This is a genomic window from Thermoplasma acidophilum DSM 1728 (assembly GCF_000195915.1).
Classification (GTDB): domain Archaea; phylum Thermoplasmatota; class Thermoplasmata; order Thermoplasmatales; family Thermoplasmataceae; genus Thermoplasma; species Thermoplasma acidophilum.
This window is the reverse complement of record NC_002578.1, coordinates 217,108-243,819: the sequence shown is the minus strand read 5'-3', so window position 1 is coordinate 243,819 and position 26,712 is coordinate 217,108. Positions and strand designations below refer to the sequence as shown.

General features: G+C 48.1%; 26 protein-coding genes and 2 tRNA genes. 14 read left to right on the top strand and 14 right to left on the bottom strand.

Features of this window, described 5'->3' with window-relative positions; all coding sequences use genetic code 11:
* Nucleotides 1-163 precede the first annotated feature (163 nt).
* Together TA_RS01210 and TA_RS01205 are read left to right on the top strand one after the other, a co-directional pair.
* Complete coding sequence (locus TA_RS01210; RefSeq protein ID WP_010900664.1) at nucleotides 164-1,312, top strand: M20 family metallopeptidase; 1,149 nt, start codon at nucleotides 164-166, stop codon at nucleotides 1,310-1,312.
* Entirely contained in the window at nucleotides 1,309-2,235 is a 927-nt protein-coding gene (locus tag TA_RS01205; protein WP_010900663.1) for a S66 peptidase family protein, read from the top strand. Before TA_RS01210 ends, TA_RS01205 begins: the two co-directional genes overlap by 4 nt.
* Before the next feature lie 81 nt (nucleotides 2,236-2,316).
* Here TA_RS01205 and TA_RS01200 read toward each other — a convergent pair whose 3' ends face one another.
* A complete protein-coding gene (locus TA_RS01200; RefSeq protein ID WP_010900662.1) occupies nucleotides 2,317-2,535 on the bottom strand; it encodes a hypothetical protein in 219 nt (72 codons plus the stop codon).
* A gap of 366 nt (nucleotides 2,536-2,901) precedes the next feature.
* Here TA_RS01200 and TA_RS01195 point away from each other — a divergent pair, with 366 nt between their 5' ends.
* The 3 genes from TA_RS01195 (at nucleotide 2,902) to TA_RS08215 (ending at nucleotide 5,598) form a co-directional block, all read left to right on the top strand.
* On the top strand, nucleotides 2,902-3,612 hold the full coding sequence (locus TA_RS01195; RefSeq protein WP_048161483.1) for an ABC transporter ATP-binding protein: 711 nt from the start codon (nucleotides 2,902-2,904) through the stop codon (nucleotides 3,610-3,612).
* The gene (locus TA_RS01190) at nucleotides 3,609-5,015 is read left to right on the top strand and encodes a hypothetical protein (protein ID WP_010900660.1); all 1,407 of its coding nucleotides are present in this window, start codon (nucleotides 3,609-3,611) and stop codon (nucleotides 5,013-5,015) included. The genes TA_RS01195 and TA_RS01190 overlap by 4 nt, the downstream gene beginning before the upstream one ends.
* Before the next feature lie 406 nt (nucleotides 5,016-5,421).
* Nucleotides 5,422-5,598, top strand: coding sequence for a hypothetical protein (locus TA_RS08215; RefSeq protein ID WP_010900659.1), 177 nt, complete (start codon nucleotides 5,422-5,424; stop codon nucleotides 5,596-5,598).
* On the opposite strand, the gene TA_RS01185 is transcribed toward TA_RS08215, so the two are convergent.
* On the bottom strand, nucleotides 5,595-5,894 hold the full coding sequence (locus TA_RS01185; protein WP_048161482.1) for a type II toxin-antitoxin system RelE family toxin: 300 nt from the start codon (nucleotides 5,892-5,894) through the stop codon (nucleotides 5,595-5,597). The two genes, TA_RS08215 and TA_RS01185, sit on opposite strands and share 4 nt — an antisense overlap.
* Nucleotides 5,895-6,408: 514 nt before the next feature.
* A tRNA-Val gene (locus TA_RS01180) sits at nucleotides 6,409-6,481 on the bottom strand.
* A 114-nt stretch (nucleotides 6,482-6,595) separates the two neighbouring features.
* On the opposite strand from TA_RS01180, the gene mobA reads away from it, so the two are divergent.
* The 3 genes from mobA to TA_RS01165 all read left to right on the top strand — a co-directional run bounded on the left by mobA (nucleotide 6,596) and on the right by TA_RS01165 (nucleotide 10,330).
* Entirely contained in the window at nucleotides 6,596-7,138 is a 543-nt protein-coding gene (mobA, locus tag TA_RS01175; RefSeq protein ID WP_010900658.1) for a molybdenum cofactor guanylyltransferase, read from the top strand.
* 89 nt (nucleotides 7,139-7,227) lie between these two features.
* Entirely contained in the window at nucleotides 7,228-8,376 is a 1,149-nt protein-coding gene (locus TA_RS01170) for an acyl-CoA dehydrogenase family protein (RefSeq protein ID WP_010900657.1), read from the top strand.
* 94 nt (nucleotides 8,377-8,470) lie between these two features.
* Nucleotides 8,471-10,330 carry an AMP-binding protein gene (locus TA_RS01165; protein WP_010900656.1) on the top strand — a complete coding sequence of 620 codons (1,860 nt, stop codon included), beginning with the start codon at nucleotides 8,471-8,473 and terminating at the stop codon, nucleotides 10,328-10,330.
* 14 nt (nucleotides 10,331-10,344) lie between these two features.
* Here TA_RS01165 and TA_RS01160 read toward each other — a convergent pair whose 3' ends face one another.
* From TA_RS01160 to TA_RS01140, 6 genes are all read right to left on the bottom strand, one after another.
* Nucleotides 10,345-11,142: a dienelactone hydrolase family protein gene (locus tag TA_RS01160; protein WP_156778458.1), complete on the bottom strand. Its 798-nt coding sequence runs from the start codon at nucleotides 11,140-11,142 to the stop codon at nucleotides 10,345-10,347.
* A 260-nt stretch (nucleotides 11,143-11,402) separates the two neighbouring features.
* Nucleotides 11,403-11,542, bottom strand: a tRNA-Trp gene (locus tag TA_RS08070).
* A 152-nt stretch (nucleotides 11,543-11,694) separates the two neighbouring features.
* Complete coding sequence (locus TA_RS01155) at nucleotides 11,695-12,312, bottom strand: phosphoribosyltransferase (RefSeq protein ID WP_010900654.1); 618 nt, start codon at nucleotides 12,310-12,312, stop codon at nucleotides 11,695-11,697.
* 63 nt (nucleotides 12,313-12,375) lie between these two features.
* A complete protein-coding gene (locus tag TA_RS01150; protein WP_010900653.1) occupies nucleotides 12,376-13,140 on the bottom strand; it encodes an ABC transporter permease in 765 nt (254 codons plus the stop codon).
* Nucleotides 13,137-14,054, bottom strand: a complete 918-nt coding sequence (locus TA_RS01145) for an ABC transporter ATP-binding protein (RefSeq protein WP_010900652.1) — start codon at nucleotides 14,052-14,054, stop codon at nucleotides 13,137-13,139. The genes TA_RS01150 and TA_RS01145 overlap by 4 nt, the downstream gene beginning before the upstream one ends.
* A 266-nt stretch (nucleotides 14,055-14,320) precedes the next feature.
* Complete coding sequence (locus TA_RS01140; RefSeq protein ID WP_048162238.1) at nucleotides 14,321-15,763, bottom strand: MFS transporter; 1,443 nt, start codon at nucleotides 15,761-15,763, stop codon at nucleotides 14,321-14,323.
* A gap of 146 nt (nucleotides 15,764-15,909) precedes the next feature.
* Here TA_RS01140 and TA_RS01135 point away from each other — a divergent pair, with 146 nt between their 5' ends.
* The 3 genes from TA_RS01135 (at nucleotide 15,910) to TA_RS01125 (ending at nucleotide 16,734) form a co-directional block, all read left to right on the top strand.
* Nucleotides 15,910-16,089 (top strand): hypothetical protein, encoded by a 180-nt coding sequence (locus tag TA_RS01135; protein WP_048161478.1) that lies wholly within the window; start codon nucleotides 15,910-15,912, stop codon nucleotides 16,087-16,089.
* 155 nt (nucleotides 16,090-16,244) lie between these two features.
* Complete coding sequence (locus TA_RS08390; protein ID WP_083808298.1) at nucleotides 16,245-16,352, top strand: 50S ribosomal protein L41e; 108 nt, start codon at nucleotides 16,245-16,247, stop codon at nucleotides 16,350-16,352.
* Nucleotides 16,353-16,392: 40 nt separating this feature from the next.
* On the top strand, nucleotides 16,393-16,734 hold the full coding sequence (locus TA_RS01125) for a hypothetical protein (RefSeq protein ID WP_010900650.1): 342 nt from the start codon (nucleotides 16,393-16,395) through the stop codon (nucleotides 16,732-16,734).
* On the opposite strand, the gene TA_RS01120 is transcribed toward TA_RS01125, so the two are convergent.
* A complete protein-coding gene (locus TA_RS01120) occupies nucleotides 16,729-18,132 on the bottom strand; it encodes a DNA-directed DNA polymerase II small subunit (RefSeq protein WP_241761865.1) in 1,404 nt (467 codons plus the stop codon). The two genes, TA_RS01125 and TA_RS01120, sit on opposite strands and share 6 nt — an antisense overlap.
* Before the next feature lie 81 nt (nucleotides 18,133-18,213).
* On the opposite strand from TA_RS01120, the gene TA_RS01115 reads away from it, so the two are divergent.
* Nucleotides 18,214-19,071 (top strand): DMT family transporter, encoded by an 858-nt coding sequence (locus tag TA_RS01115; RefSeq protein WP_010900648.1) that lies wholly within the window; start codon nucleotides 18,214-18,216, stop codon nucleotides 19,069-19,071.
* A gap of 21 nt (nucleotides 19,072-19,092) precedes the next feature.
* Here TA_RS01115 and TA_RS01110 read toward each other — a convergent pair whose 3' ends face one another.
* The 4 genes from TA_RS01110 to TA_RS01095 are packed head-to-tail and all read right to left on the bottom strand — an operon-like array spanning nucleotide 19,093 to nucleotide 23,652.
* Nucleotides 19,093-20,277: an aldehyde dehydrogenase family protein gene (locus tag TA_RS01110; RefSeq protein WP_010900647.1), complete on the bottom strand. Its 1,185-nt coding sequence runs from the start codon at nucleotides 20,275-20,277 to the stop codon at nucleotides 19,093-19,095.
* A gap of 6 nt (nucleotides 20,278-20,283) precedes the next feature.
* Complete coding sequence (gene guaB, locus TA_RS01105; protein ID WP_010900646.1) at nucleotides 20,284-21,741, bottom strand: IMP dehydrogenase; 1,458 nt, start codon at nucleotides 21,739-21,741, stop codon at nucleotides 20,284-20,286.
* Between the two features lie 55 nt (nucleotides 21,742-21,796).
* Nucleotides 21,797-22,558: a menaquinone biosynthetic enzyme MqnA/MqnD family protein gene (locus tag TA_RS01100; protein ID WP_010900645.1), complete on the bottom strand. Its 762-nt coding sequence runs from the start codon at nucleotides 22,556-22,558 to the stop codon at nucleotides 21,797-21,799.
* Nucleotides 22,555-23,652: a radical SAM protein gene (locus TA_RS01095; protein ID WP_010900644.1), complete on the bottom strand. Its 1,098-nt coding sequence runs from the start codon at nucleotides 23,650-23,652 to the stop codon at nucleotides 22,555-22,557. The genes TA_RS01100 and TA_RS01095 overlap by 4 nt, the downstream gene beginning before the upstream one ends.
* 178 nt (nucleotides 23,653-23,830) lie before the next feature.
* Here TA_RS01095 and TA_RS01090 point away from each other — a divergent pair, with 178 nt between their 5' ends.
* Together TA_RS01090 and mqnC are read left to right on the top strand one after the other, a co-directional pair.
* Nucleotides 23,831-25,525: a TIGR04190 family B12-binding domain/radical SAM domain protein gene (locus tag TA_RS01090; protein ID WP_048161474.1), complete on the top strand. Its 1,695-nt coding sequence runs from the start codon at nucleotides 23,831-23,833 to the stop codon at nucleotides 25,523-25,525.
* Between the two features lie 47 nt (nucleotides 25,526-25,572).
* Entirely contained in the window at nucleotides 25,573-26,670 is a 1,098-nt protein-coding gene (gene mqnC, locus TA_RS01085; RefSeq protein WP_010900642.1) for a cyclic dehypoxanthinyl futalosine synthase, read from the top strand.
* The last annotated feature ends 42 nt before the right edge of the window (nucleotides 26,671-26,712 follow it).

The window sequence follows — 26,712 nt, the reverse complement described above, 5'->3', positions numbered from 1 at the left end:
GACATAATGAGATCATGCAAAATCAATCTATAAATGTGATCCAGTTATCGGGCAACGGGCTCACCGCCCGGTTATAAATGGCTATGTCTTATCTGCCCATCATAAGCAATATCCCGTGCCGCATGAAAAAGATTTAACACCGATGCATGCATGCTAAATCAAAATGAGGAAAGAGATCAGGGACGAGACCCTCGAGGTCTCACGCAGGATATATGAGTATGCCGAACTTGGCAGCCAGGAATACAGAAGTTCGAGGCTGATTGCAGATCACCTTTCAAGGCACGGATTCAACGTGGAGATGCCATATGGAGGGATGGAAACCGCATTCAGAGCCACATGTTATAGAGGCGGCCCCTCTGTTGGAGTGCTGGCAGAGTACGATGCGCTTCCAAATGGACATTCCTGCGGGCATAACCTGATCGCCGCCTGGGCCTTCGGCACGGCAGTCACGCTGTGTGAGGATTTCGGAATATCCGTAACAGTTTTCGGAACACCATCTGAGGAAGGTATAGGCCCATATGCTGGAAGCAAGGCCATACTTGTGGAGAAGAACCTGATAAGGGACGTTGACTTCGTAATCGGCATGCATCCTGACGACAGGTGGGCTGTGGGTTCGGTATCGCTTGCTGATCTAACGATAGAGGCAGAGTTCTCCGGGAAATCGTCCCACCTGCTGGGACCGGATTACGGCATAAACGCACTCACGCCTGCTATCGAGACCTACATAGCGCTTAACAACCTCCGTTCCTCCATCTCCGATCTAAAGCGCCCGATAATAGGCATGATCATCAGGGAGGGCGGCAAGGCCTCAAACGTCATACCCGATCGTTCTGTTATGGAGATAGACCTGAGATCCTCTAAACGCAGGTATTTGGAGGATCTTGCTGCTAGGGCAAAGGATATCATCGGAAACATATCAAGGATGCATGGCTGCGATTTCAGGATAAGGGACGTCACGCCTGTGTATGAGGAGTATATTAGCAACGAGACCATAGACAATACGCTTGAGGAAGAGCTCAGATCGCACGGCATCGATCCGGTGAATGTGCATCGCACCAACGAAGCTGCCATGGGCAGCACCGATGAGGCGAACATCAGCCATATAATACCTACGGGCCACATAGACGTTAAGATCGTGCAGCCATCCATACCTGCGCACACCGATGAGTTCAGGATGGCCGCAGACCCGGATAAGGCTGCAGACCCGCTCATGACAGCCATAGAAGCCACCGCAAGCGCAGCCGCAAAGATCACAAGAGACCGCAATTTGATGAAGAAAATGAAAAACGAATTCAAGGAGGCGATAAGATGAGGATAAGACCACCGAGGCTGAAGGAAGGAGATGAGATAAGAATAATAGCACCGGCAAGCGCACCGGATATGAAGAACCTTTCAAGATCCATAGCGAGGCTGAAAAAATCCGGATACAGGGTCACGCTGGGCAGGAATATAAAGAAGCTCATGCAGATGAACCAGCTGGCAGCACCAGACACAAGCAGGCGGGATGAGCTCATGGAGGCGTTCCTTGACGATCATGTGAAGGCAATCTTCTGCGCAAGGGGCGGCTACGGATCCATTCATATACTCCCGCTGATCGATTACGATGCAATAAGGGATCATCCGAAGATATTCGTAGGTTACAGCGATATAACGGCTCTGCATCTGGCACTCAATGCAAAGGCCTCACTGATAACATTCCATGGCCCCATGCCTGCAGCTGATCCGGACAAGTTCTCGAAGACAGACTTCAAGGATTTCATAGATATACTCAAGGGAGAAACAACACACCTGAATTCTGACGTTGAGAGGATAGTTCGCTACATAATCCAGGGAAAGGTTGAGGGCCTGAGCATGGGCACAAACCTCTCCGTCTTCGCATCGCTTATAGGTACAGGTTATCTGCCGGATTCCCAGGGAAAGATCCTGTTCGCCGAGGATACGGGCGTGACATCAGGCGATATCGATCGCTATCTGTTCACGATGAAGCTTGCAGGCATTCTTGACAAGTTTGAAGGCTTTGCGTTCGGAGAATTCAAAAGCTATGTTGATCCGGAAGATCCAATGCCATTCGTTGAGGACATAATAGAAATGTACATGAATTCCCTCAAGAAGGTGTCCATATACGGTCTTCCATTCGGTCATGGTGAGGATCAGATGATGATACCGCTGAACGCAAGGGTGCGGATATCATATGAAGAACCATATGTGGAATTGCTGGAAAACGTTGTAGATTGAATTTTCATACGCCCACAGCATGATAGGGCTTTCCCGTTGAAAATAGGAGAAGAGAACGTAATATGAAAATTGATAACGCAATCACTGGTTTTTTGCCTTGCTGCTTATCCTTGGTTTCGGTATTATGATAACCAGGGCAATTATGCCTATAACGAGAAGGGCCAGGCCCCACTCAAATTCACCCCTGTTGATGCTGTCTATAACTGATTTTATGACCAGGCCAAAGAGGTATCCACCCACTATTATGAACACCACTGCCACTACCCCCGTGATGAATTTAGCCGTTATCCTGAATGCCATGTATGCACCTCTTTTTATGCCGTCAATTGCGTGCCTTTAGGATGTTCATCAGATACCTCAGCAATGGGCATCTTTGATATGGCCCATGAAGATCGACTTCATCTTTTGATGCACGCGATAATATATATCGAGACGCTATTTAAATCTTGTTTACGGATCCTGGCAAATTTTCAAGGAATGAGTGCAGATGCCTGGCACGAATCTAATGGATATACCGCATCAGCGGACGAATCTGCAGTTTCGGTTATTGCCAGGCCAGGCCTCAAAAGCCTGGTGAATATGCCACCACGGTATCGAAACTGAACTTATCGATAGTATCCATACCTTCAACCGAATTATTTATCAACATAGAATATTTTGCATAAAATGAACTGCATCGAATTCAATGACGTGACCAAATCATTCGGAACCAAGAAAGCTCTGGACGGGTTATCATTCGATGTCGAATGCCAAGAGAGCGTGGCACTCATCGGACCTAACGGCGCAGGGAAAAGCACCACACTGAAGATACTTGCTGGCCTCATAAAGCCAGATTCCGGAAGCGTCAAGGTGGGTGGCTTCGATCCAGATTCGATCGAAGCAAAGAGGCTGATGGGCTATCTCCCGGAAGACGCCTCACCCTACCTGACGCTGAGTGTAAAGGAGAACCTGGAATACATCGGTGCCCTCAGAAAAACAGAGGATCTGGAGCAGAAGGTGGAGTTCCTGCTGAATTTAATGGAGCTGAATGAGTACAGGAACAGCAGGGTGAGTACCCTGTCGAGGGGAAACAGGCAGAAGCTATCCATTGCACTGGCCATAATCCATGACCCAAAGATAATGCTGCTTGACGAGCCTCTGAATTATCTCGATATACCCACGCAGGAGAAGATAATAAAGTACTTCAACAGCATGAACGCGACCTTTCTTGTTTCAACTCACATAATGTCAATAGCCGAACGGTTCACAAGGCGGGCGATCATCATAAACAGCGGGAGGCAGATATGGACAGGGCAGATAGATGAACTCAAGGAGATGAGCAGGGAAGAGAACCTGACGATAGAAGGCGTGATCTCGAAAATAATGGGTGGATCATGAGAAGATCACTGTTTTCGCTCATACTTAGAACGCGAGTTTCCTCTTCTTTCCTCGTGATAACAGGAATTTTCCTGGCCCTGGCAGTTTTCGTTATAACAATATCCATTCCAACGGCGAGGCCAATAAGTTCGGAGTTTCCTGTCTTTCTTGGAATCTTCAGCTTCATCTCGCTCATAGTGATGATCGGGACTGCTCTCATATTAAAGAAATCAGACTTCGACTTTCTCTTCACATCACCCATCCCGGCGAGAAGACTGTCGCTCGATTTCTTTCTGGCCGCGCTCGTCATAAACTCAATGTATGCATTCTTCCTGATGTATTTTCTTCCATCGCTTGAATATCCTGCTTTTCTCATTCCTGCCGCCATCGATCTCTGGCTGGTGATGATGATCAATGTTTCGATTGCGGCGTTGATGAGAAAGCTGAAGATTAGGAACAGACTGATGGCGATAGGCTTCATCCTGATCTGGTATCTCCTTCCGGGTTTCATTCGTTTTCCGTATTCACCGACGTCAACATTCGCCGGATATCCAGTGTACGGAACCGTTATAGATGTTGTGCTGGCCGCCTCTCTTGTCCTTTACAATATCATGTATCCTCCGAGGATATCATACTATTATCGGTCCGTTACGCCCAGAACTTCAAACATAAGGAGATCCATAAGCTTTGCAGGAACGAGCCCAATAGGGGCAATATACAGGTTCAACCTCAAGATGGTAGGCGGCGCATCGACTCTCAGGGTCGGTGCAGTATCGAGGAACTACACAGGAAGGATCAACACTGGGCTCGCCGTGTGGATGTCGATTGCCGTAGCCGCACTCTACGGCATAGCATTCATATTCATACCAAAGTCGTTAAGATCTATAATAGAGATCTATTACATTCTATATGGTATAGCCATTTATCCGCTTATGAGAGGAGTGGGCTGGATACAGACGGAAAGAATATGGCTCGCACTCATGTCGCTGCCCGCAACCGTGTATTTCAGGCACATGGCACTGGCGAAGGCAATTTCAACGATAATAATACTCATGCCGCTCATCATCGTAAACATGATCCTTTTCCTCATCCTCAGAGAGTATCTGTTCGCAGAGATGGCTGTGATGACGCTTGCAGTATCGCCTTCAGTGCTGATACTTGGCTTTTACCTTGCCGGCTTTGTGAATCCATACCAGATAATAGATATAGGAGAGCTACCGCCTTCATCGCGGTATTCCGGAAGGAATTTTGTGGTTGGATTCGTCATTGCTCCTGTCACAGTGGTAACCATACTATCGGTTTTCATCCCAGGCCTTTACCTGTATGCGTCCGTTTCATTCATTGCCGTAGCAGCTGTACTGATAGCAATACCAGGTGTTCAGAACAGGCTAAAGAGGGCCATACTCTCCCATAACCTTCTCTAACTCTTCATTTTCTTGCTACGAATAATATAGTTCTAATTTGTATAAAAAATCGTAATGGGCCCGATCGGATTTGATTAATGTTTTTAGTGAATACTAAGATAAAAAAAACTCGTGACATGAACATCAAGCAAATTTAAATACCCTAATTTTTAGGAAGAAATACCTGCGCCTGTCATCTTGGTATTGTTAAACTCGTGAGCCTTTTTGACGACGTTTATTGCCTCCCCCACTGCTAAGCCGGTTATCGCTGTGAGCAAAGCATTTACAACCAATATAGCGATAAAGCTAGTCGGGTATAGTACTTCGATCATGACCGGGCGGTGTAAGCGTCAGCGGTGCGCTCTGAAGAACACCGAGCAGAGCATACCAAAAATTATTAAAATCTGAAAGCATGTGGAATCATACTATGACAAAAGTAAAACAGTCAAGGCTAGTAAGCATACCAAAGTCCGATCTGGATAGCCTTGAGGCTACAGTTGAGACTCTTGAGAACGAGTATGTAATGGATCAACTGGAAAGAAGCGAAAAAGATATACAGAAGGGAAGAGTGAGGAATGCCAGAGATTTCCTTAAAGAGCTCTAATAATATTTTTTGGCTTCGTCTTTGTGAAGTATCGCTCTGAGAATCACTTTCCTTTCCCTCTCGTTTATTTCGTACCAGACTCTGAAAGGGCCGATTCTGAGCTGCCATAAACCATGAAGTTTGCCTCTTAGTGGCTTTCCTGACTGTGGTTCCTGTTCCAATCTCTCTATCATATGCTGTAACCACTCCTTTTTATCCTTGTGATTCTTAAAGAATTCCCTCTCGAAAGTTTCTGTTGATTCTACGATGTAGTTCATGAATACAGTCCATTTTTCCTTAAATGCATTGTCTTCCAAATACTCTTCTTAAATTTCCTCAATGCTATTGCATGCTCCATATGTTTCTATCCTCGGACCCTCTTTCTTAGCTCTGCAGAGACTATTGATTCGTCTGATAATAATATTTGGATAGTATCACGAATCTTGTTAAGGGAATCACAAGAATATTATGAAACAACATTCAGGACACTATCTTCAGCCTAGATAAGATTATTTTTCTGAATCTGACTATATATGATCCTACCTTGCCCTCTTTTTCGAGCTTTCTTATAAGAGCTATGAATTTATCTTTGAATTCCTTTTCATTGTTTCCTGCATTTTCCAGAATTTCCTTGGAGTTTGTACTGTTGAGATAGCAATAATGTCCTAATCCTCACAAATAAACAGTCGCAGTTAAGACGGACCTTGCCCTTTAAATTCTCAAATCATCCTTTTTACATCGCCATCAGGAAGAAGTTCCTGATACTTCAGCTGAGGCTTCATAATAACGTAACCAGTAGCAGGATAGAAAGTATTCTATTAATAGATTAAATGGGCCCGACCGGGATCGAACCGGTGATCTCCGCCTTGTAAGGGCGACGTCGTAACCACTGGACCACGAGCCCGCATTGTGGAAATATCAAAGGCAATAAAAACATAACGATTCTTGGAAAATTTAAGCTTCTCTCAATGAAGGTGCATATGGAAACCTATTTATTGGATAGATACTATGCATACGCATGATCTTCGTCATATTTGCGAAGAAGAGCGTCAGATTTCCCGGGAAGCATTCTGCTATGATAAATGGGCGCAGAATGATAGATATCGTTGCTTCAAAATTGAAAAATCACGGCGAGGTCATACTTTACTCAAAGGATCCGGAACTCAACTGCGACATGTGCAGGGTTGTCCGGGACACAACGGACGGCATAATAACGGATTCCGTCCTCAGTGCTATGGACAGGTTCGGCACATTCTTCGCTGTTGCGGGTGATATGCCGTTCATAACGGACCGCATAATAGAAAAGATATTAAGTTCGTACGATGGCAAGCCCACATTTCCTGTGCATGCAGATGGCCTGATAGAGCCGCTGTTCGGCATATACACCGACGCCATCTATGACGCCATGCGCGATTACATCGAATCTGGTGGGGAGAGCCTGATAGGATTCCTCAGCATGGCGGATATAGACCGCGTTCCCATAGCAGAAGAGGAGGAAAAGTTCTTCGTAAGCGTAAATTATCCAGAGGATATCAAAAAATATGCTGATCTTCTTACCTAATACATGATCAAAGTATGATTTATCTATATGTAAATTATGCCATCATAATCTAATAAACTATATATAGCTTAAATATGATACATATACCAATGCAGGGTTATACAGATGCGTCCGAAATGATAAGATCATCCATAAGGGAATTCGTCCGGAGGGAGATAGAACCGCTCCGATCAAAGATTGACAGGGATGATTATTTTCCAGTTGATAAATTCAGAATGATGGGGAAAATGGGCTATCTTGGGGTGACCGTACCCCCTGAATACGGAGGCAGTGGGGCAGGTTACATTGCACAGGCAATAATTGAGGATGAACTTGGGTATTCATCGCCATCTTTGGCGCTGTCATATGGAGCTCACAGCAACCTGTGCCTTGATAACATATACAGGAACGGGTCGAAATACATAAGGGAGACCTTTGTCCCGAAACTTGCCTCCGGCGACTACATAGGATCGCTGTGCCTCACCGAGCCGGGATCCGGTTCAGATGCCCTTGCCATGTCAACCCATATCGATGAAGTCGATGGGGAACTTTACCTTTCAGGAAGCAAAATGTTTATCACCAACGCGCCGTACGCAGACCTTTTCCTGGTTCACAGCAGGGACGGTGACGGATACTCATCGGTGATAGTACTGGCCAGTGATGGCGGATTCAACAGGGGGAGATCGCTTGAGAAGATGGGAATGCGCGGTTCGCCAACCGGAGAGATATTCTTCAACAGGGTCAGGATCGAACCTGGCAGGATAGTAGGGGGTAGAGGATCAGGTAAAAAAATAATAATGTCTGGACTGAACTCTGAGCGTGTGATACTTGCATTCATATTCATAGGCCTGGCAAGGCGGGCCATAGACGAGGCCGTGAACTATGCCTCACAGAGGAAACAGTTCGGGCAGCACATCGCGGACTTCGAGCTCATCCAGGAGAAGCTTTCGTACATGTATGTGAGGTATGAGGCCAGCAGGATGCTTGCCTTCAGGGCTCTGGAGAAGCTGCAGTTCGATATGATGGATCCAATAGACGCTGCATCAGCGATCATGTATGCTTCCGAATCAGCAGAATACATAGCAAGAGAGGCGATTCAGATCTTCGGCGGGTACGGATACATAAAGGATACCGGCATTGAAATGCTGCTGAGAGACGCGATCCTGGGGCAGATAGGTGCAGGAACAACTGAGATAAGGAAGCGCGTGATCGCCAGATCCCTGGTGAAGATGTACGAGGAGGGCAGAAGGATCGAGTGATCGTTCAGATTGAGTGCATAGAATCCATCATTATTTATGGTGAATAAACTAGATATGCGAAAAATGTTATATATATTAATTCACTGGTACACTTATGTTCTATTATAAGCCGTCCGATGAAGCCATCGCGGAAACCAATCTTGGGCGATTCGCCTCATCCCTTGGGATGACCGTAAAGGATCTCTACGCCAGGGCCGACAGGGATCCTGAGTGGTTCTGGCCAAGGGTTATAGATGATCTCGGCCTGGAATTCTTCAAAAAATTCGACCATGTAATGGATCTATCCGAAGGCGTACCGTGGGCGAAATGGTTCACCGGCGGCAGAATCAACATCGAGTATAATGCGGTGGAACGCTACTCCGATTCCGAAAATACTGCCATAGTGTATGAATCTGAGGATGGCTATAAATCAAAAATGTCATACTCGGAACTCAACAGAAAGGTCTCGGCCTTATCTTCGGCCATCCATGACATGGGCATAGGCAGGGGGGACAGGGTCGCCATATACATGCCATTCAATGCTAACAGCGCAATAGCGTTCTATGCCGTCCTCCGCATCGGTGCCATAGCTGTGCCGATGTTCTCTGGCTACGGAGTTGATGCTGTCAGGAACAGGATCGAAGATTCAGGATCGAGCCTCATGATAACGTCTGCATCGTACAGGAGGAAGGGAAAGGCCATCGATATGTCCGCGGTCGCAAGGAGCATCAATATGAAAACGATAATGGATGCCGATCGCACAGATTTCTACAGATTTGAAGATGCTGTCAGCGGCGGCAAAAATGTGCCAGTGGAGCGTACATCGAGCGAAGACCCTGCCATAATGCTCTACACATCAGGAACTACTGGAAAGCCAAAGGGCACGGTACATGTGCATGGCGGCGCGCTAGTCAACATAGCCAAGGAAGTCAAGTATTACATGGATCTGAAAGAGAACGATGTGCTGCACTGGATAACTGACCTTGGCTGGATGATGGGCCCATGGGCGCTTATTGGCACGAATGCGCTTCACGGCACGATATTCCTCTACGACGGCGCAATAGACTATCCCGATCCTGACAGGATATTCGATATTGTGCACGATAACGGCGTAACGCTCCTTGGCCTCTCTCCCACGGTGGTCAGGATGATAAAGTTCAGGGGCACGAGCAGGACGTTCGATACCGTGAGGGTATTCGGATCAACTGGGGAGCCATGGGACGAGGAGTCATGGGTATACCTGTTCAGCATACTCGGCCGCGGCCGTGCATCGATTTCAAACATATCCGGCGGCACAGACATAATAGGGTGCTTCCTTGCCTCAAATCCGGCCATACCGCAGAAACCCAGATGCCTCTACAGGGGACTTGGCATGAACGCATCGATATTCAACGAGGAGGGAAGGGAGGTATACAACACGGTGGGGTACCTTGTGGCAAAGTTTCCAAGCCCATCAATGACACGCGGGCTTTGGAATAACAGGGAGAAGTACCTCGAAACTTACTGGTCGAAATTCAAAGATATATGGTTCCATGGAGACTTCGGTGAGATGGATGAAGAAGGCTACTTCTACCTTTACGGTAGATCCGATGACGTGATAAAGATCGCCGGGAAACGCGTTGGCCCCAATGAAGTTGAGGATATGGTGATGCGTGTCAGCGGCGTGACGGAATGCGCGGTGGTATCGATACCTGACAGCGTCAAAGGGGAGGTTCTCGCCGTCTTCTACGTCGGCGAACCGGGCCTGAGCGGGAGAATTGCAAAGCAGATAGAGGTTGGCATGGGAAAGCCATTCACGCCCGCCCATGTGGTGCGCATATCCAGAATACCGAAGACAAGGAACGGCAAGATCATGAGGAGGGTGATAAGATCCGCCTTCTGCGGCCTTCCCGTTGGCGATGTGAGCAACACCGACGACGGCGACGTGATAAGGGAAATAGATGACCTTGGGAAGGTTGCCCTTCGCCAGGCTTAGGAGATCCTTATCAACTAAGGGCCAAGCTGCGTCCTGAAGAAGTACAGCATCATGTTCCAGGCATCCTTCGCAGCTGCCTCGTTGTATATCTGCGGCCTTGTATCGTTGAAGAAGGCATGATAGGCCCCCGGGTACACCTTTATTGTCACGGGGATGCTGAACTCTATCAGCTTGGCCAGTAGCTCTGGAACGCGTGAAGTGATCCTGTGATCTTCTCCGGCATAAAGACCAAGCACACTCTTCATTCCCTTGACCTTATCTATGGGATCAGGGTTCTCACCGTAAAATATCACCGTAGCGTCAACCTTGCCCGTGCATCCCAGATTCGCGGACATGCCTCCGCCGAAACAGAAACCAACCGAACCCACACTGGTTACGCCGATGCCCTTCAGGTAATCAACGGCGTATTCTAGGTATTCCGTAAGCAGCTGTGTTGGCCTGTTTACAAAGAGAGCGGAATAGGTGCTGGACATTATCCTTCTCTTTTCCTCCGGCATTGAATTAAGAAGAGAGTTTCTGTATGAATCATCCCGCTGCTTCTCCGGGGGAATGCTCATGATGAATTTCATGCTCTCGAGTATGCCCTCTCTGGTTATCTTTGCAGAGAGTTCGTGGCTTGAAAAGAGATCTGGGGCCAGCGCCACATAGCCTTCGCGTGAGATCCTGTCCGCCACGGACCTGATGTGATCGTCAAGACCGAATATCTCGTGTATCACCACTATGCCGGGATGCCTCATGCCGTCATCTGGGCGCGATAAATATGCCTTTATTACGTCATTCTTGGTGTTGAATTCCACATCCATTCCTGCCATAGAAATTCGAAATGAGCATGGAACATAACCATTTTGTAGCATGTATCTGGAGAAAATGGCCTGTCTGATCGGACCCTAGATCGGAAAGTTGAAACGGAGAATGAATTAAGTGTCGATCCTGAAAGAACACGACAGCGCTTTTCACGACAGCTAGTTTCACAATGCAGGAATTGAAACCTTCTAATGGTGGGCTTCACCTGCCTTTGAATGTGCACATTATACTGCTGATTCCAAATCACAGATTCTAACGTGAATTAGAATGGGGACACTGGGAGTTGAACCCAGATCTACGGGTCTCTTCCTGGATCATAGTTCCAGTCACTCATCATCAAATCAGATGACCCTGTTTCTAATCATCTCCTGACTGGAGCCCGTCAGGATGCCATTACCCCATGTCCCCTTCCGCCGAAGTTTCAACGATCCGCACAGATATGCCGGCCTCGTGAATCCCCGCGGGTTTTCAGAAAGTGATGTTTGTATCATATATATCAATTTCGTAGGTTTAACTGCACCCGCGGAAACCTGGCATCACATCCGCAGTATAAGTAAAAGCTAATGCCCCAGAACAGCCGCCAGATCTTCAATGGTCACTTCCCTGAAATCAGAATAGAACTCGCTCACCGCTTCGAAATCATAGGGCATCTCCACGTAGTATATCTGCACACCCTCTGATCGTATGAGATCATATGCCTCCTCGCTCAGAACGGGTACAGCAACCGATACGTTCTTCGTAACAGAGGATCTTATGCTCCTCAGGGCGGCCACGATGGTTGCCCCAGTAGCCGAACCGTCGTCCACCAGCAAAACGGAATCCCATTTTCTGCGGAAAACTGAGTTTTCTTTACCGATCGATGCACGCATTTCCGCTATATCGTTCATAAGCCTGCTCACGGCGTACTGTATGGCTTCTCTGTCCACCCCCGATGAGAACGGGCTCAGGTACGGTTTTCTTTCCTGCCCTTCAGCTATGGCGCCTATTGCGAACTCCGGATCTTCAGGGTGGCCTATCTTCTTGACTATTATGGTCGTGAGATCGCAGCCGAGTATATCGGCGATCGGCCTGGCGGTGACGATCCCACCTCTCGCGATGCCGGTGACCGTGCAGCTTCCGGCTGGCTTCTGTATCTTGCCGGCAAGTATGCGCCCGGCCTCTGTTCTGTCCCTGAACATGGCCTCATCTCCTTCCGAACCTCATGCTATCAAGGAAAAATTCAGGGATAAACCTTTTCATTTTCATATTTTGGCTTTTCTGTATGATAGAGCTGCGAATACAAAGAATATGGCGGATAGAGCCACCACTATTCCAACATATATTAGATCAGATCCAGTTAATCTGGCGAACATCATGTCCCTCACCGAATCAACTATGTACGTGAGTGGGTTCGCATAGGAAACTATCCTGAGGCCAAGCGGCGTCCTGCCATTGATCGGGTAGAATGCTGAACTTGCGAAGTCAAGTATGAAGAATATGAACATGGTCACTGTGTTGTAGGTCTGTATTGTGCGTATGAAAACCGAAAGCACCAAGAACAAGGAAGTGAAGAGTATGGAAGACACGAGCAGCACTATGACAATGAGCACTATGTTCATTAAGTAATGGACAACGAATCCGGTCAGCAAGTACGATACCAGGAACATCAGAAGTGCCCCTCCAACGGAGAATATCATTGATACATAGATTATACCGAGCAGGTAATCTATCCTGTGGAACGGCCCAACGAGAAGCTGCTCGAACATGCCCCAGCGCCTGTCGGACCAGAGCATGCTTCCGCCTATTGATCCCGCTATGAACGGCTGCATTGCCACAACGCCTGGAGAAAGGAACTGTGCGTAGCTTATAGATCGCCCATCGAATATAACGTTGGGGATCAGGGCCTGGAACATCAGACCGAGGACTATTAGATAGAAGGACGGGAGACCTATCAGGAACAGAAGCGTGCCGGGATCCGTGTTTATTATCAAGTTGCGGGCTGTGAGGCGCAGTGATGGCGGAATCATGATACCACCTTCAGGAATACATCGTCAAGGCTGCTCTCCTCTACACTTATTCTTTCTATCCTTATACCCTTCGTCTTCAGGTATATTATGAGATCTGGCAGTATGTCCTCCACGTTCTTCGATACGATGCGTATCTCCTCATTATCAAACAGGACGTCCTCAGGAAACTTCGCCCTTAGATCCTCGTAATCGATTTCGCCTGACACCACGACATGTATTGTTTTGAGATCGCCATATTTTGACTTTAGATCTGAACTTGTACCCTCTGCCACGATCTTGCCCCTGTTCATGATGGCGATCCTGTCGCACAGGTAATCTGCCTCCTCCATGATCTGGGTTGTGTAAAGAACGGTAAGGCCCTTTCTGGCCTTGTCCCTTATGTAATTCAGGACGGAACGGCGCATTATCGGATCCAGGCCCACCGTTGGTTCGTCGAGAAACAGCAGGTCCATGTCATGCAGGAATTCCCTGGCAACCTGTAAACGCTTTTTCTGCCCTCCCGAGAGCTCCATAGCCCTCACCTTCCTCAGCTGGCCCAGATCGAAGACCTCAAGCACCTCCTCTATCCTGGCCTTCAGCACCTCCCTGGGAACATCCCAGAGCATGCCGTAAACCTTCAGGTTTCGCTCGACGCTGGCGAAGTCGAAGGACTCGTTCTGAAGAACCACGCCTATGCGTCTCCTTATCTTCTCCGCGTTTTCGGATACATCCATGCCAAGGATCCTTACCTTTCCGTAATGAACCGGGAGTATCGTTGTCATCGTCCTTATCGTTGTGGTCTTTCCGGCACCGTTTTTGCCAAGGAGGCCATAGATCTCACCCTTAAGCACATAAAATGAAACGTCATCTACGACAAATGTCCTGCCATCGTAGGTCTGCCGGAGGTGTTCGACCTCTATCACTTTATCGGGCACATCTGGTCAATTTGAAAAAATATAAAGACATTGTTATAGGGACGTTTTGAGTATAAAGGAAGCTGATAAAGTCCGATCTTCAGGCAGATGACACACGTGCATGCCCCCAGCGGAAAAGCCTGCAATCCTCAGGACACGGGAAGGGCAGGGCTGGTGCATTCGGAACTAGCGTCTGTGGGGATACCGCTGGCTGGGTACACGAATCATTGAGTATTGGCAATGCATCGCTGAATATGGATGAACCGATGCCTTCTCATCGCAGTAGATCACTTGGCATTCTCACTGCCCTTCTGGATGGTCACCGAACCCCTGCTCCTCTCCTCCTTCCCCCTTATGAAGGAAAAGAGAGCGCCGATGAGAATTATGCCGAGCGATACCGCAAGAGCCGTATGTATGCCGCTCAGGAAAGATGCGGACACACCGCCAACAAGATGCCCCACGCCGGCGAAGACCTCAAACGCTATATATCTCGGTATGGACAGCGTGGATACCGTTATTGCAAGAACGAATGATCCAAGCATGCCTATATTGGCCATTGTACGCAGCAGACCTGAAGCTGCGCCGTATGTCTTGACGGGGGAGCTTGCCATTACTGCACTGTTGTTAGCCGGGAAGAACATGGATGATCCCAACCCCGATATTATCGATATTGGTATCACATAGTATATCGATGTTGTGAGCGTAAGGCGCATGTATAATAGCACGGCCACTGCCATCATAAGCATGCCAAGCGTGGCGGGTATCCTTGCGCCGATCCTGTCTGATAATCGCCCAAATATTGGGCCTGTGAAACCACCAAGAACGTATCCCGGGACAAGCAACAGGGAGCTGTCCAGCGGCGTCAGCCCACGCAGGCCCTGCAGATACATTATTATTATGAACGTGACGGCCAGGAATCCCAGACTCTGGAGAAACGATGCCATTATGGAGAAGTTGAACACCCTGTTCCTGAACATGTTGATAGGCAGAAGCGCCTCTTTACTGGATCTTTCAATGAGTACGAACACAATGATCAGTATTGCACCCGCTATCAGTAGTGCTTCATTCAACCTGTCGATCCCGTGAGATGTGAAGTCTGTTGCGGCATAGGATATGGAGATCAGAGCAGCCGAAAGCGCTGCCACGCCTGGAATGTCCAGATGCGCCATGTGGCTCTCCCCCTTCCCTATGTACTTCATCGCGAAATAGAACGAGATGATTCCTATGGGGACATTTATATAGAAGATGTAGCGCCATCCTATCAGCGTCGTTATGATTCCACCGAGGACTATGCCGAGGGTTGCGCCTGAATTCCAGCCAACTGATGTGTATCCGTATGCCCTGCCCCTGAGGTTGGGTGGAAAATTATCAGCTATGATCGATCCGGAGTTCGCCTGCATCATGGATCCACCGGCGGCCTGTACAAACCTGAAGGCCATAAGTGATTCTATGTTCGGGGATATTCCGCAAAGGAAGGAACCTGCCGTAAATATTATCATGCCACTGTTGAATATGGCCTTCCTGGATTTCATGTCCCCCAGGCGGCCAAACTGTGTGGTGGTCACAGCTGCAGTCAGAAGATATGCCAGTATTATCCAGATCGACAGCGACAGGGGCGCCCTTAAGCTGTCTGATATTGTTGGAAGCGCGAGCACAACTATTGTGCTGTCTATGGCACCCATCATGACGCCTGCGAGAACCGGGATCAGTATCAGATCGTTCTCCGATATGGTCATACGCATTTTCACGATGCAGTTCAATTATTAATAAGTGTGGTATTTTATCAGTAAAGCAATGTAAATCGCATGGGTTCATACGTCATTCGCCGAACACGAATATGGCAAAATATAAATACCATGCAAGAGTATGATTATCAATGGCAAAGATAGAGATAGATGATGAGATGTACAGAAGGCTGTCCTCCATGGGGGACGTTGATGAGATAGTAAGGGAGGCCGTTTACAGATACACTAAGGCCCCGGCAGTTTACGCCGTGGAAAGAACCGCGTACGACAGCTACCTCTCAGGTTACTTCTGCCACGGCAACGCCGACTGAATGCCTTAACGGGTCGGTTTTTTAAAGACCCAGCCTCATCCGCACGTATTTTCTGAATGCATCTTCCTTGAAGGCCGCTGTTTTTGCAGTAATAACTTTCATATATGGTGGTTCAATCAGGTCAACGTCACACTATAGCGATCAGAGGTGTTTGGTTGAAGAGAAGTTCAAGGGACTGGAAAAAGCGCGGCAAGATGCGATGGAAGTGGAGAAAGAAGAGAATCAGAAGGCTCAAGAGGCAGAGAAGAGCCAACAGAATGTGATCCTACAAAAATTCTTTATTCCATATGATGATGTTTTACCATGGATGACGACCTTGAGAAATATTTTAAGAATTTTATGAAGGCGATGCCGACAGAGGATCTATACCTCGAGGCAGTGCGCGACATAGTGAAGGATCTCATAAAGGAGTACATCAAGAAGAAGATGAATGAGGACGAGACCATAAAGAAGGAGCTTGCAAACGTCCTGGAAGAATTCATGGAATCGCGCGTAAAGCAGTACGATGCCATGATCAGCATGACAAAGATAATAGCCAAGATCGGACTCGTCAGCGCACCAGAAGATGTAAAATCTGAGATGTACGAAGATCTGATGAAGGTCTTCAAGAACGAGATCGAGGCAATAATAAAGAAGACGCTATAACGTTGTGTCGAAGTCCTTCACTATCACGGATCTTGAATACAGATCGAAGAGTGTCAGCTTTGAAGGTTTCGGGTTGAAGTTCATCATCTTCTGGTATTCGGTCTGGGACTGCCATGTGGACGAATTTACGTATCTGACGCCCTTGTAGTTCCCTATATAGTGGGAGTGTATATGCCCGGTTATGAAGATATCTGGGACCTCCTCAATCACGTGATAATCCACGGCTGATGGTATCATAGGGGTGTTTCCGCCGTATTTTGGGCTCAGATGCCTGCGCACCAGTATTGCCTCTATGGCCTTGCCTATGCTGTCGTAGTTTGCGCCGGGTATCAGCTCTATCATGTCGTTCAGCGACATGCCATGGTAAACGAGCACGTTCTTCCCTTCCAGTTTCAGGTTATAGGGATTGGGGAGGAAAGCCACGTTTGGCTCAAACAGGTCACGGATCTTGCCTGGAAAAACCGGTTGCGGTTCAGATAGGCGGACAGTATCGTGGTTTCCAGGCATGACGAACACCTTCACATCTTCCGGCACGTCCACGAGGTATTCGGCCAGATTTGCGTACTGTTCCAGCGGGTTGAGTATCTCCAGATCGTTCTCCTGATCCGGATAGACGCCGATTCCGTCGACCACGTCTCCGCTGAGTATGAGATATTTGACCCTTGATGCGTCAGGATCGGATCCCGATATCCATCTGACCATGGCTTCAAACTCGTTCTTCCTGAATGTCTTGCTGCCCACATGTATGTCCGAAATGGATGCTACGTAAACGGGTTCGTGCTTCTCCTCATCGATGACGCGGTACGGTATGTCCGGCCTTATGATCTCGTTAACGAATATGACAGGGTCCTTTGATGACTGGCTCACGCTACCTATGATCCCTATGACCTCGTCTTCCAGTATGATCTCGTTTACAGGCCCGCGGTCCTTCATCACTATGGCAGTTATGGAATCGTCCAGATCCTCTATAACGATGCGCTTGTGGCCGTTCTTGGTCATGGATACCTCTGAAACCATTCCAACGACCTTGACCTCCCCCTGAGACCTCTTCGCAGTCTTTATGCTTATAGAACCGCGCATCGAAGAGCTTGATGTTATGATCTTGCTCAGCTTCTCGTACTTGCTCACGAACATCTTTCTGAAGTCCTCTATCGACGCGTTGAAGCGGACGTCGGGCAGATACACCTCATAATCGTTCCTGACCTTTGGCCTTGAAACATAGCGTTCAACGTACTTCTCATCTATGTAGCCGTCAGAATTCTTTATCAGATCCTCTATCAGCGAGCTGGATGAGTATTTTATGAGCTTATCCAGCGCTTCTGGAGAGATCAGCACGCCATTGCTGTTGAAGTACTGTATGAGGCTCGTCCGATCAAGCTGCGACATCTTGCACTTCACGATGATCCGCTTCAAGGATAAATGCATTATCTTCCGAAAACCGTAAAAAAACCATATAACCATCTTCACAATTATCTCCGGATGCAGAAAAACGGGGAACCTGTTCTCTTCTTCTTCATGGCATTCTTCTGGGGCCTGAACTATATAATGGTAAAATACGCGTACGTATACGATGTTTCCTCTTCGATCCTGCTGATGAGGGTTCTTTACGCACTGGTATTCTCAGCTATAATCTTCGTCCGGCAGATAAGATTTCCGAGAACGCCAATGGAGCACCTGAAGGTATTCGTGCTTTCTAATCTAAATATAACAGCATTCTTCGCACTTTGGTTCTTCGGAGAGACCGGAGTAAGTGCATCGCTGACGTCGATCGTGATATATTCGTACCCGATCATGTCGCTCGTCGCATCGTACGCCCTGCTCAACGACAGGTTTGGCAGGGGCAAGGCCATGGGCATAGCGCTTGGCTTCGCCGGGCTCATAATAATCTTCTTCAGATCCATCAACGTATCAAACTACATCGATCTGATAATGCTAATTCTCGCAGCATTGAGCTGGGCCATGGGCACAGTATTCTACAGGAAATTCCTGACAGGATACGATTCAGCAGGCCTGAACACCCTTCAGCTCCTCTACGCGATGCCAGCCGTCATCCTGATCGCTTTCATGACAGGGGGAATAAACAGAAATCTGATGATACCGCAGTTCAACCTTATAATGCTGTACATGGGATCGCTGGGTACTGCGGTCGCGTATTTCATATTCCTCACGCTCTACAGGAGATACAGGGTCAGCGATATATCGGCGTTTTTCTTCATTGTTCCGGCCATAAGCGTGATCCTCTCAGTCATCCTGCTGCATGAGGCCGTATCAAGGATCATGCTGATAGGTTTCGCTGTGATGAGCGTGGGTATCTACCTGTCTGGACGCCTCAGGTGATATGGCTTTGAGAAAAATTTTTCAAAGGTACAGACCGCGCCTGGGAATGCTGATCGGAGGTTTATACGATATTTCAGGATAGCTGTTCAGGCCTATGTATTTTGCCGAAGTCCTGGAAAGAACCATCCTGAAAAGCATGGAATCCGAGCTGTAGAGTGCAAGGGCTTCAGGGCCCACCTTAGAAACGAGTTCGAAAACTTCCTCCATGGAGGATGCATGGTGCAGAATGTAGACGGGTGTGTAAACCATGTCATCCATATCGGTTATTTCACCGTTTATGATCGTTGGCGTTATGATGTTTCCCTGCGGGCCCTTGGAGTAGATGATGGACCTGGCCCTCCTCGCCTCCGCTATCATGTTCAGGGATCTGATGAGATCTATATCCGATGCACATGGCCCAAGCTGGGTTGACAGATCCTCGGGATCGCCTGCAACTATGGATGGAAGCAGATCCTTCAATCTGTTTACGAAATATTCGAAGATCTCATCGTGCACCACTATTGATCTCAGGAATATGCTGTGCCGTTCTATGACCGAATCCACCAGGTTCTGGGCTGCAAAATCAACGTCCGCATCCTTCCACACGACGGCCATAGACGGCCCCCCGCGATCAGCATGGAGCGTGCCTGACCCTGGCGCAGCCTCCGGCATGGCGTCCGTGGAGTATGATACAGCGTACCTCGTACTGGGAAAGCCCTCTGGAATGCCGCCGTTTGATATGCTGAACGAACCACTGGGAAGCCCGGAGGATGCGAAGGCCTTGTAGATTAGCGATGGGACTAGAAATGCATACCTGTCGGGAACCACAATAACTGGTACGCGATTCAGGAGGAAGAAAATGGATGGTACGATCAATGACGACACGGGATCCTGGTAGTTGGGATAAACGACCGAATACTGAGGGATATCGTGAAACATCGGTTCATCCATTACCACGATCTTTCCCGTTTCCGAAAGAGATCTGTCTACCTCCAATCTGAGATATCTCATTGGCTTGCCCGTAGTCCTGGATATCCGCGGAAGTATGGCATCCATGTTCTGCCTGATGTAATCGAATACTGACTTCGCCGAAGACTGCAGCTGATCGGTTGGCATTGATCTGAGCGATTCTGCTGCATTCTGGACGGTCTGCCATTCAGGCGGAGGACTGCCGTAATCGAGGTACGCATCCTCGATCTCATCGGTGAATCTGTTTTTTATTATCATGTTCGCCTACGGGCTTATATTCGATATCTGGTAATTTGGCGGTTCGCTTATCAACCTTATGTCGTGCGGGTGGCTCTCCCTGAGACCGTTATTTGTTATCCTCACAAATTTGCCGTTCCTCTTCAGATCCTCTATGGTGGCTGCCCCGACATACCCCATCCCTGTGCGCAGGCCACCGACCAGCTGGAACAGGACCTCATCAACCCTGCCCCTGTATGGGACAGCGCCTTCCACGCCCTCAGCTATGAAACCGTTGCCAAGCTTGCTGTATCGGTCCGATAGGCCGGTTGTGAGAGCACCGATGGACCCCATGCCCCTGTATGCCTTGTATTTCCTGCCGTTTATTATCATCTCCTGGCCTGGGCTTTCCTCAGTGCCTGCCAGCATCGATCCAAGCATCACCGCATCTGCGCCTGCGGCTATGGCCTTGACTATATCCCCAGAATACCTTATGCCTCCGTCTGCTATAACGGGTATCCCGCTGTCCTTCGCGGCCTCTGCCACATCCGATATCGCTGTGAGCTGTGGGACGCCCACGCCAGCCACTATCCTGGTCGTGCATATGGATCCCGGGCCTATGCCCACCCTGAGGCCATCCACGTCGCAGGAAATCAGATCCTCGGCAGCCTGCGCCGTGGCTATGTTCCCGGCAACGATATCCACGGATATCTGCTTCCGCATCTTCTTGAGGGAGGAAAGGACGTTCTCGTTGTCCGCATGTGCGGTGTCAACGACTATGAAGTCCGCCCCTGCCTTCTCGACCTCCACGGCCCTGTCCAGATCGAAAGGGCCGACCGCTGCACCGACCATAAGCTGGCCCTCGCTGTCCCTCGAAGCATCAGGAAACTTTTGCCTTGTTATGATGTCCTTTGCTGTTATGAGGCCAACGAGATGGCCTGAACTGTCAACGAGCGGCAGTTTCTCTATCCTGTTCTTATGCAGTATCTCTATTGCCTCGTCTATATCCACGTTCTCCGGAGCGGTGATGACATCCCTGACCATGACGTCGGATACCGATGAGCCCTTCTTCACGAACTCCAGGTCCCTCTTCGTGACTATGCCGACGAGCTTATCATCCTTCACAACAGGGAGTCCGGCTATGTTTCTGGTTGCCATGAGGGTCCTTGCGACCTCTATTGGCGTCTCAGGGCTTATTGTGTACACGTCCCGTATTATGATGGTCTCTTCCCTCTTCACGCGCTTTACCATCTCAACTTCCTTTTCCCGTGGCTGGTTCCTGTGGATTACGCCTATGGCGCCATATCTGGCCATGGCGATTGCCATTGCATCTTCCGTCACAGTGTCCATGGGCGAGCTTACTATTGGAACCTTGACCTGTATGTGCCGGCTTATGCGTGACGAAACAACAACATTCTTTGGTTCAACAGCCGTACGCATTGGTATGAGCAGAACATCATCAAAAGTGAAGCCTTCTGTTATCTTCGTGAACTTCTCTCTATACATGCGAAAGGAAGTTAAAACCAATAAATAAATGTTGCCTGTTTTTAAATTTAAAAGATCATCCTACCAGCGATGAGGATGTCCTGTTTCTGCTAGCCTGCTTATGAACGTTTATGATGAATTCTATGGCCTTTTCCACATGATCATCGTAATCGTATATTATCGTATTGTAGTAGTCCTCAGCAACGCTCATCGGTATATTCAGCCGATGGGAAAGGCCGCGCGCACATTCGTTTCTGAAAGCGGCAGAACGGACAACAGCGCGGTCCAGGCGAGAGGTGTCAGGGTTCTCCGATACCCTCGAAACGGATACCGCGTATACAGGCGAAATATGGAAAATCCTCGAAAACGCACTTCCCACATCCATTATTATGTGGATCCTGGACGAGTATACGGCAAGTGCCTCATCGCCATTCAGCAGGGCATAATCCGCAAGACCCAGCAGATCACCGGCGTCCTTGAAATCGGTGTGCATGAACCTGTGTTCGATGCCGAGGGATGTGAGCACGAGATCGAGATAGAGCTCCGTAGTCTTCGTATTCCGTGTCACTGCAACGTCGATGCTCTTCTTCAGCCTGTCGTTCTTCGATATCAGAAGCGTTGAAATTGTCTTGCCCATGGAGTGTATGTTTGCGGTCTTCAAAAGGCGCAGGTTATCCTCGTTTTCCAGATATGAAACGAGGGACACCATGCCTATCTGTGCCTTTCCTGAAAGAACCAGATCTAGGTTCTCGAATGGATTGTGACGCTCGATCCCAGCCCTGTCTTCGAATCCAAGATAGAGCGGATCGCTGTGTGCGAAATCAATTATCGAGATCATGCGTACGCCATTATGTTGTAGAATGTATCCCTTATGGCGGGGATCTTTCCAGCCTGCCTCACGAGATGGTTCAGTTCCTCTGTTGTGGTTGGGTTCCTCCTGTCCGTTGCGCCAAATACCTTCTCACTATAGGCCGTACCAACGAGATCGCTGCCGCCACCATTGATGGCGATCTGCGCCACAAGTTTGCCCAGAGCCACCCAGTAAACGCTTATGTTCCTTATCGCCTCTCCCATCAATATCCTCGCAAGCGCTATGACCTTCAGATCTTTGTCCACCGGTGCAGGGCCCTTGACCCTTCCCGATTTAAGAAGGGCTGTGTTCTCTGGGCTGAATTTCAACGGTATGAATGAAAGGAAGCCTGGAACCTCCATCTGATTGTCCCTGATCCTTATCATGTGATCCACTATGTGGTTCCACCCCTCAACATGGCCATAGGTCATGGTGGAATTTCCCTTCAGGCCAAGTTTGTGTATTATCTTTGCATCCTCCAGCCATTTCTCGCCAGATATCTTCTCAGGAGTTGCAACGATCCTCCTGACCTCAGGATCGAATATTTCAGCACCGCCACCGGTGTGGGCGTTCATACCGGCTTCCATGAACCTTGATACAGTTTCCTTTATGCTGTTTCCTGTGGTTCTGGCAATGAAGTCTATCTCGGGGATCGTAAAAGCCTTTATCGCAACATCTGGCATTATGGATCTTATTGTACGGAACATATCCTCATAATATTCTATGCTCAGATCGGGATTGAAGCCACCGACAATGTGGACCTCTGTCACCTGCCTCTTCTTTGCCTCGTATGCCTCATGCATTATCATCTCCTTCGTCAGCTCGTACCCCTTCCCAAACCTTTTATTCTTGTATGGAACATAGAATGCGCATATTGGGCAGCTTGCGGTGCAGTAGTTTGTATAGTTGATATTGTAAGAAACTGCATAAGTAACGGTTTCTCCAACATCGATCTCTGTAAGCCTGTTCGCAATCTTCATCAGATCAAATACATCCATGCCTGAAAGATCCATGGCCTCTTGGAATGTTATGGGTGAGGTTCTGGCTCTCTCCACCCAGTAATCAACATCGTAGGAGATCATTTTATACTCATTGTCATTTGATATTTAAACTTGGAGCCACGGATCAGCATGACGAGGATCATTGAAGAAGGCGATGCTGATCCGATGGAGTCATCCACGTGGCAGAATATACAAAGTTTGTGGATAAAATTGATCAACAAATGCTTAAATACGGCAGGAAAATGACTATCTGTGACCTATGAACGCTGATGTTGTTTTTATTCACCCTCCATCCATTTATGATTTCAGAAAGAGAGACATTGACCCTGGCCCCATAAGCGACGTGGTGCCCTCCACGCCAGTTTTCGAAATGTATCCCGTCGGCTTCGTCAGCATGCTGAATTATCTGGTACAGAATGGCTTCAACGCTAGGATAGCAAACGTTGCCGTTAGAATGGTACAGTCAAAAAGATTCGATCCGATATCCTATCTGAAGGATCTGGAGGCTCCGATATACGGCATCGATCTTCACTGGCTTCCACACACCCATGGAGCACTGAACCTTGCACGGATCGTCAAAAATCTGCATCCAAATTCATATGTGGTTCTCGGCGGCTATTCCTCCACCTACTTCAGGAAGGAGATAATGCGTGACTATCCCTTCATAGACTTCATCCTTGCCGGAGATTTTCAGGAATACGGCATATACAAGCTGGCCGAGAGCATTGTTGAAGGCAGACCATTATCTGAAGTACCCGGGCTTGTGCACAGGGAGAACGGGATGATAAAGGAGGAAAGGCCCTATGACTTCAGGAAGGGGCTTGAAAACGTTTTCTTCAACTACGAGGTTCTGCTGAAGAACGCCCTAAAATACCACGATGTGAAAGGCCATCTGCCTTACGCTGACTGGCTCAGGAATCCGGAGGGCTTCACACTCATAGAGCGCGGATGCCAGCTGAACTGCGGGTTCTGCGGCGGTTCCAATTTCTCCTACAAGAACAATTTCGCTATCAACTACCAGTTCAGAGATCCATGCAGGGTCGTCGATGAAATAGAGCTTTCGCAGGAGATCCTCGGATCACCTGTTTTTGTTGTGGGTGATCTTGCCCTCGCCGGCCCAAAATATTACGAAAAGTTCTTTCAATGCCTTCGTGACCGCAAGATAGACATACCTATCCTGACTGAGTACTTCAAGCCATTCGACGAGGACTACGCCAGGGAGATAAGCAGAAGCGTGGTTGATTTCTCCATGGAGATATCACCTGAAACTTCTGATGAGAACGTACGCAACTGGAACAAGAGCGGTTACAGCAACGATGATCTTGAGAGATCGCTTAAGCTGGCCGAAAGATACGGCTCCAAGAAGTTCGACGTTTACTTCTCCATCGGACTGTCGCACCAGGACTACAAGAACGTCCTCGATACTGTTGAATATGCAGGCAAGCTCATGAGGGATTTCAACGGATCTCAAATGAAACTCAGCACATTCATATCGCCCATAGCACCCTTTGTAGATCCCGGATCACTCTGGTATGAAAAATCTGAAATGTACGGATTCAAGGTCTTCGCCAGAACCATTGCGGATATATACCATATACTTGACACTGGAAAGACGTGGTACGATTTTCTGGACTACGAGACTCAGTGGATGAGCAGGGAGGACATAGTGAATGCTACCTATGATGCAGAGATAAGGATGACACAGATAAGGTACGATGTTGGAGACATAGACCGTGAGACCATGGAGAATATAATAAGAAACGTGCAGAACTACAGGCGCGGAAACAATTACTGCAGGAGCAATAGGGTTGACAAACACCTCGCATACATGAGCAAGGACATAGAATGGTCAAACAAACACAAGCCGACGCTCACCTCACTGCTCATATTACTATATAGATCCTATGAGGAGGTTATAGGAGGCATGCGTATGAGATCAGAGGATCGATCATGATCGTCATCCTTTGGCAAATGTTAATAACTATTAAAAAATAGAGTACCGTGATAGTATCAGATTTCATTTCATCCATCGAAAAGAAGATCGATCGCGGAGAGGATCTAGACGAAGACGATATCGTTTACATGTACGATGAGGCGGACGTAAACGATCTCGGGAAGCTTGCAAGGAAGATCACGGAGAAAATAAGCGGAAACCGCGTATCATTTGTTTCCAACATAATACTGAACTATACCAACATCTGCAACGTGAGGTGCAAATTCTGCGCCTTCTACAGAACTGGAAAGGAAGACGATGCATATACCATGACCCCAGATCAGGTAATAGAGGAGATAAGAAAGTACTATCCACTTGGTATAAAGCAGGTTCTGATACAAGGCGGAGTCAATCCGAACCTCGATCTGGATTACTACATCGATGTTTTCAGGAAAATAAGAAAGGAATTTCCAGATGTGGGCATAAACGGGCTTTCAACTGCGGAGATAAATTTCATTTCCAGGAAGGCGAGAATGAGCTATGAAGATACGATATCCGTACTGAGAGATGCTGGACTGGAAACCATACCTGGAGCCGGTGCTGAAATACTAGACGAGGATATTAGGGTAGCACTTGGAAGGCCCTCCGGAAGCGGAAAACAGTGGCTTGAAATAATGGAAACGGCGCATAGGATAGGTGTGAAGACCTCTGCAACCATGGTGTACGGCCACATTGAGAAGAGCATAAACAAGGCGCACCATCTCATAGCTATAAGAGATCTGCAGAAGAAGTACCACGGTTTCCTTTCTTTCACAGCCTGGAACATGGAGCCGGATAACACCCAGCTACAGAGGGAGGGCATACTGAAATACAGATCGCAGGCTGAGGACGTCATAAGAAATGTCGCAATATCTAGGATAGTGCTGAACTATCATCTGCCGATAATACAGAGTTCATGGCTGACAAACGGAGTGGAAATGGGGCAGCTTGCCATAATATACGGATCAAATGACTGGGGTGGAACCATATACGACGAACGTGTTATACCGGCAACGGGGAAGCAGGTTGGAAATCTGAGAAAGGAGATCATAATAAGGAGCATAAGGGATCTTGGCATGGTTCCGGTGGAGAGGGATAACCTCTACAGAACTGTCAAGGTTTACTGATTTTTGAATTAAAAAGGCAATCCACATCTATCTTGAGGTGAA

Coding starts and splice junctions, on each gene's coding strand:
- TA_RS01135 (WP_048161478.1), top strand. CDS start 15,910: ATGGCAAAGATAGAGATAGATGATGAGATGTACAGAAGGCTGTCCTCC.
- TA_RS01100 (WP_010900645.1), bottom strand. CDS start 22,558: ATGATCTCGATAATTGATTTCGCACACAGCGATCCGCTCTATCTTGGA.
- mobA (WP_010900658.1), top strand. CDS start 6,596: ATGATCTTCGTCATATTTGCGAAGAAGAGCGTCAGATTTCCCGGGAAG.
- TA_RS01090 (WP_048161474.1), top strand. CDS start 23,831: ATGAACGCTGATGTTGTTTTTATTCACCCTCCATCCATTTATGATTTC.
- TA_RS01115 (WP_010900648.1), top strand. CDS start 18,214: ATGCAGAAAAACGGGGAACCTGTTCTCTTCTTCTTCATGGCATTCTTC.
- TA_RS08215 (WP_010900659.1), top strand. CDS start 5,422: ATGACAAAAGTAAAACAGTCAAGGCTAGTAAGCATACCAAAGTCCGAT.
- TA_RS01150 (WP_010900653.1), bottom strand. CDS start 13,140: ATGATTCCGCCATCACTGCGCCTCACAGCCCGCAACTTGATAATAAAC.
- TA_RS01160 (WP_156778458.1), bottom strand. CDS start 11,142: ATGGCAGGAATGGATGTGGAATTCAACACCAAGAATGACGTAATAAAG.
- TA_RS01110 (WP_010900647.1), bottom strand. CDS start 20,277: ATGATAATAAAAAACAGATTCACCGATGAGATCGAGGATGCGTACCTC.
- TA_RS01170 (WP_010900657.1), top strand. CDS start 7,228: ATGCAGGGTTATACAGATGCGTCCGAAATGATAAGATCATCCATAAGG.
- TA_RS01155 (WP_010900654.1), bottom strand. CDS start 12,312: ATGTTCAGGGACAGAACAGAGGCCGGGCGCATACTTGCCGGCAAGATA.
- TA_RS01200 (WP_010900662.1), bottom strand. CDS start 2,535: ATGGCATTCAGGATAACGGCTAAATTCATCACGGGGGTAGTGGCAGTG.
- TA_RS01095 (WP_010900644.1), bottom strand. CDS start 23,652: ATGATCTCCTACGATGTTGATTACTGGGTGGAGAGAGCCAGAACCTCA.
- TA_RS01195 (WP_048161483.1), top strand. CDS start 2,902: ATGAACTGCATCGAATTCAATGACGTGACCAAATCATTCGGAACCAAG.
- TA_RS01205 (WP_010900663.1), top strand. CDS start 1,309: ATGAGGATAAGACCACCGAGGCTGAAGGAAGGAGATGAGATAAGAATA.
- TA_RS01125 (WP_010900650.1), top strand. CDS start 16,393: ATGGATGACGACCTTGAGAAATATTTTAAGAATTTTATGAAGGCGATG.
- TA_RS01210 (WP_010900664.1), top strand. CDS start 164: ATGAGGAAAGAGATCAGGGACGAGACCCTCGAGGTCTCACGCAGGATA.
- TA_RS01190 (WP_010900660.1), top strand. CDS start 3,609: ATGAGAAGATCACTGTTTTCGCTCATACTTAGAACGCGAGTTTCCTCT.
- TA_RS01165 (WP_010900656.1), top strand. CDS start 8,471: ATGTTCTATTATAAGCCGTCCGATGAAGCCATCGCGGAAACCAATCTT.
- guaB (WP_010900646.1), bottom strand. CDS start 21,741: ATGTATAGAGAGAAGTTCACGAAGATAACAGAAGGCTTCACTTTTGAT.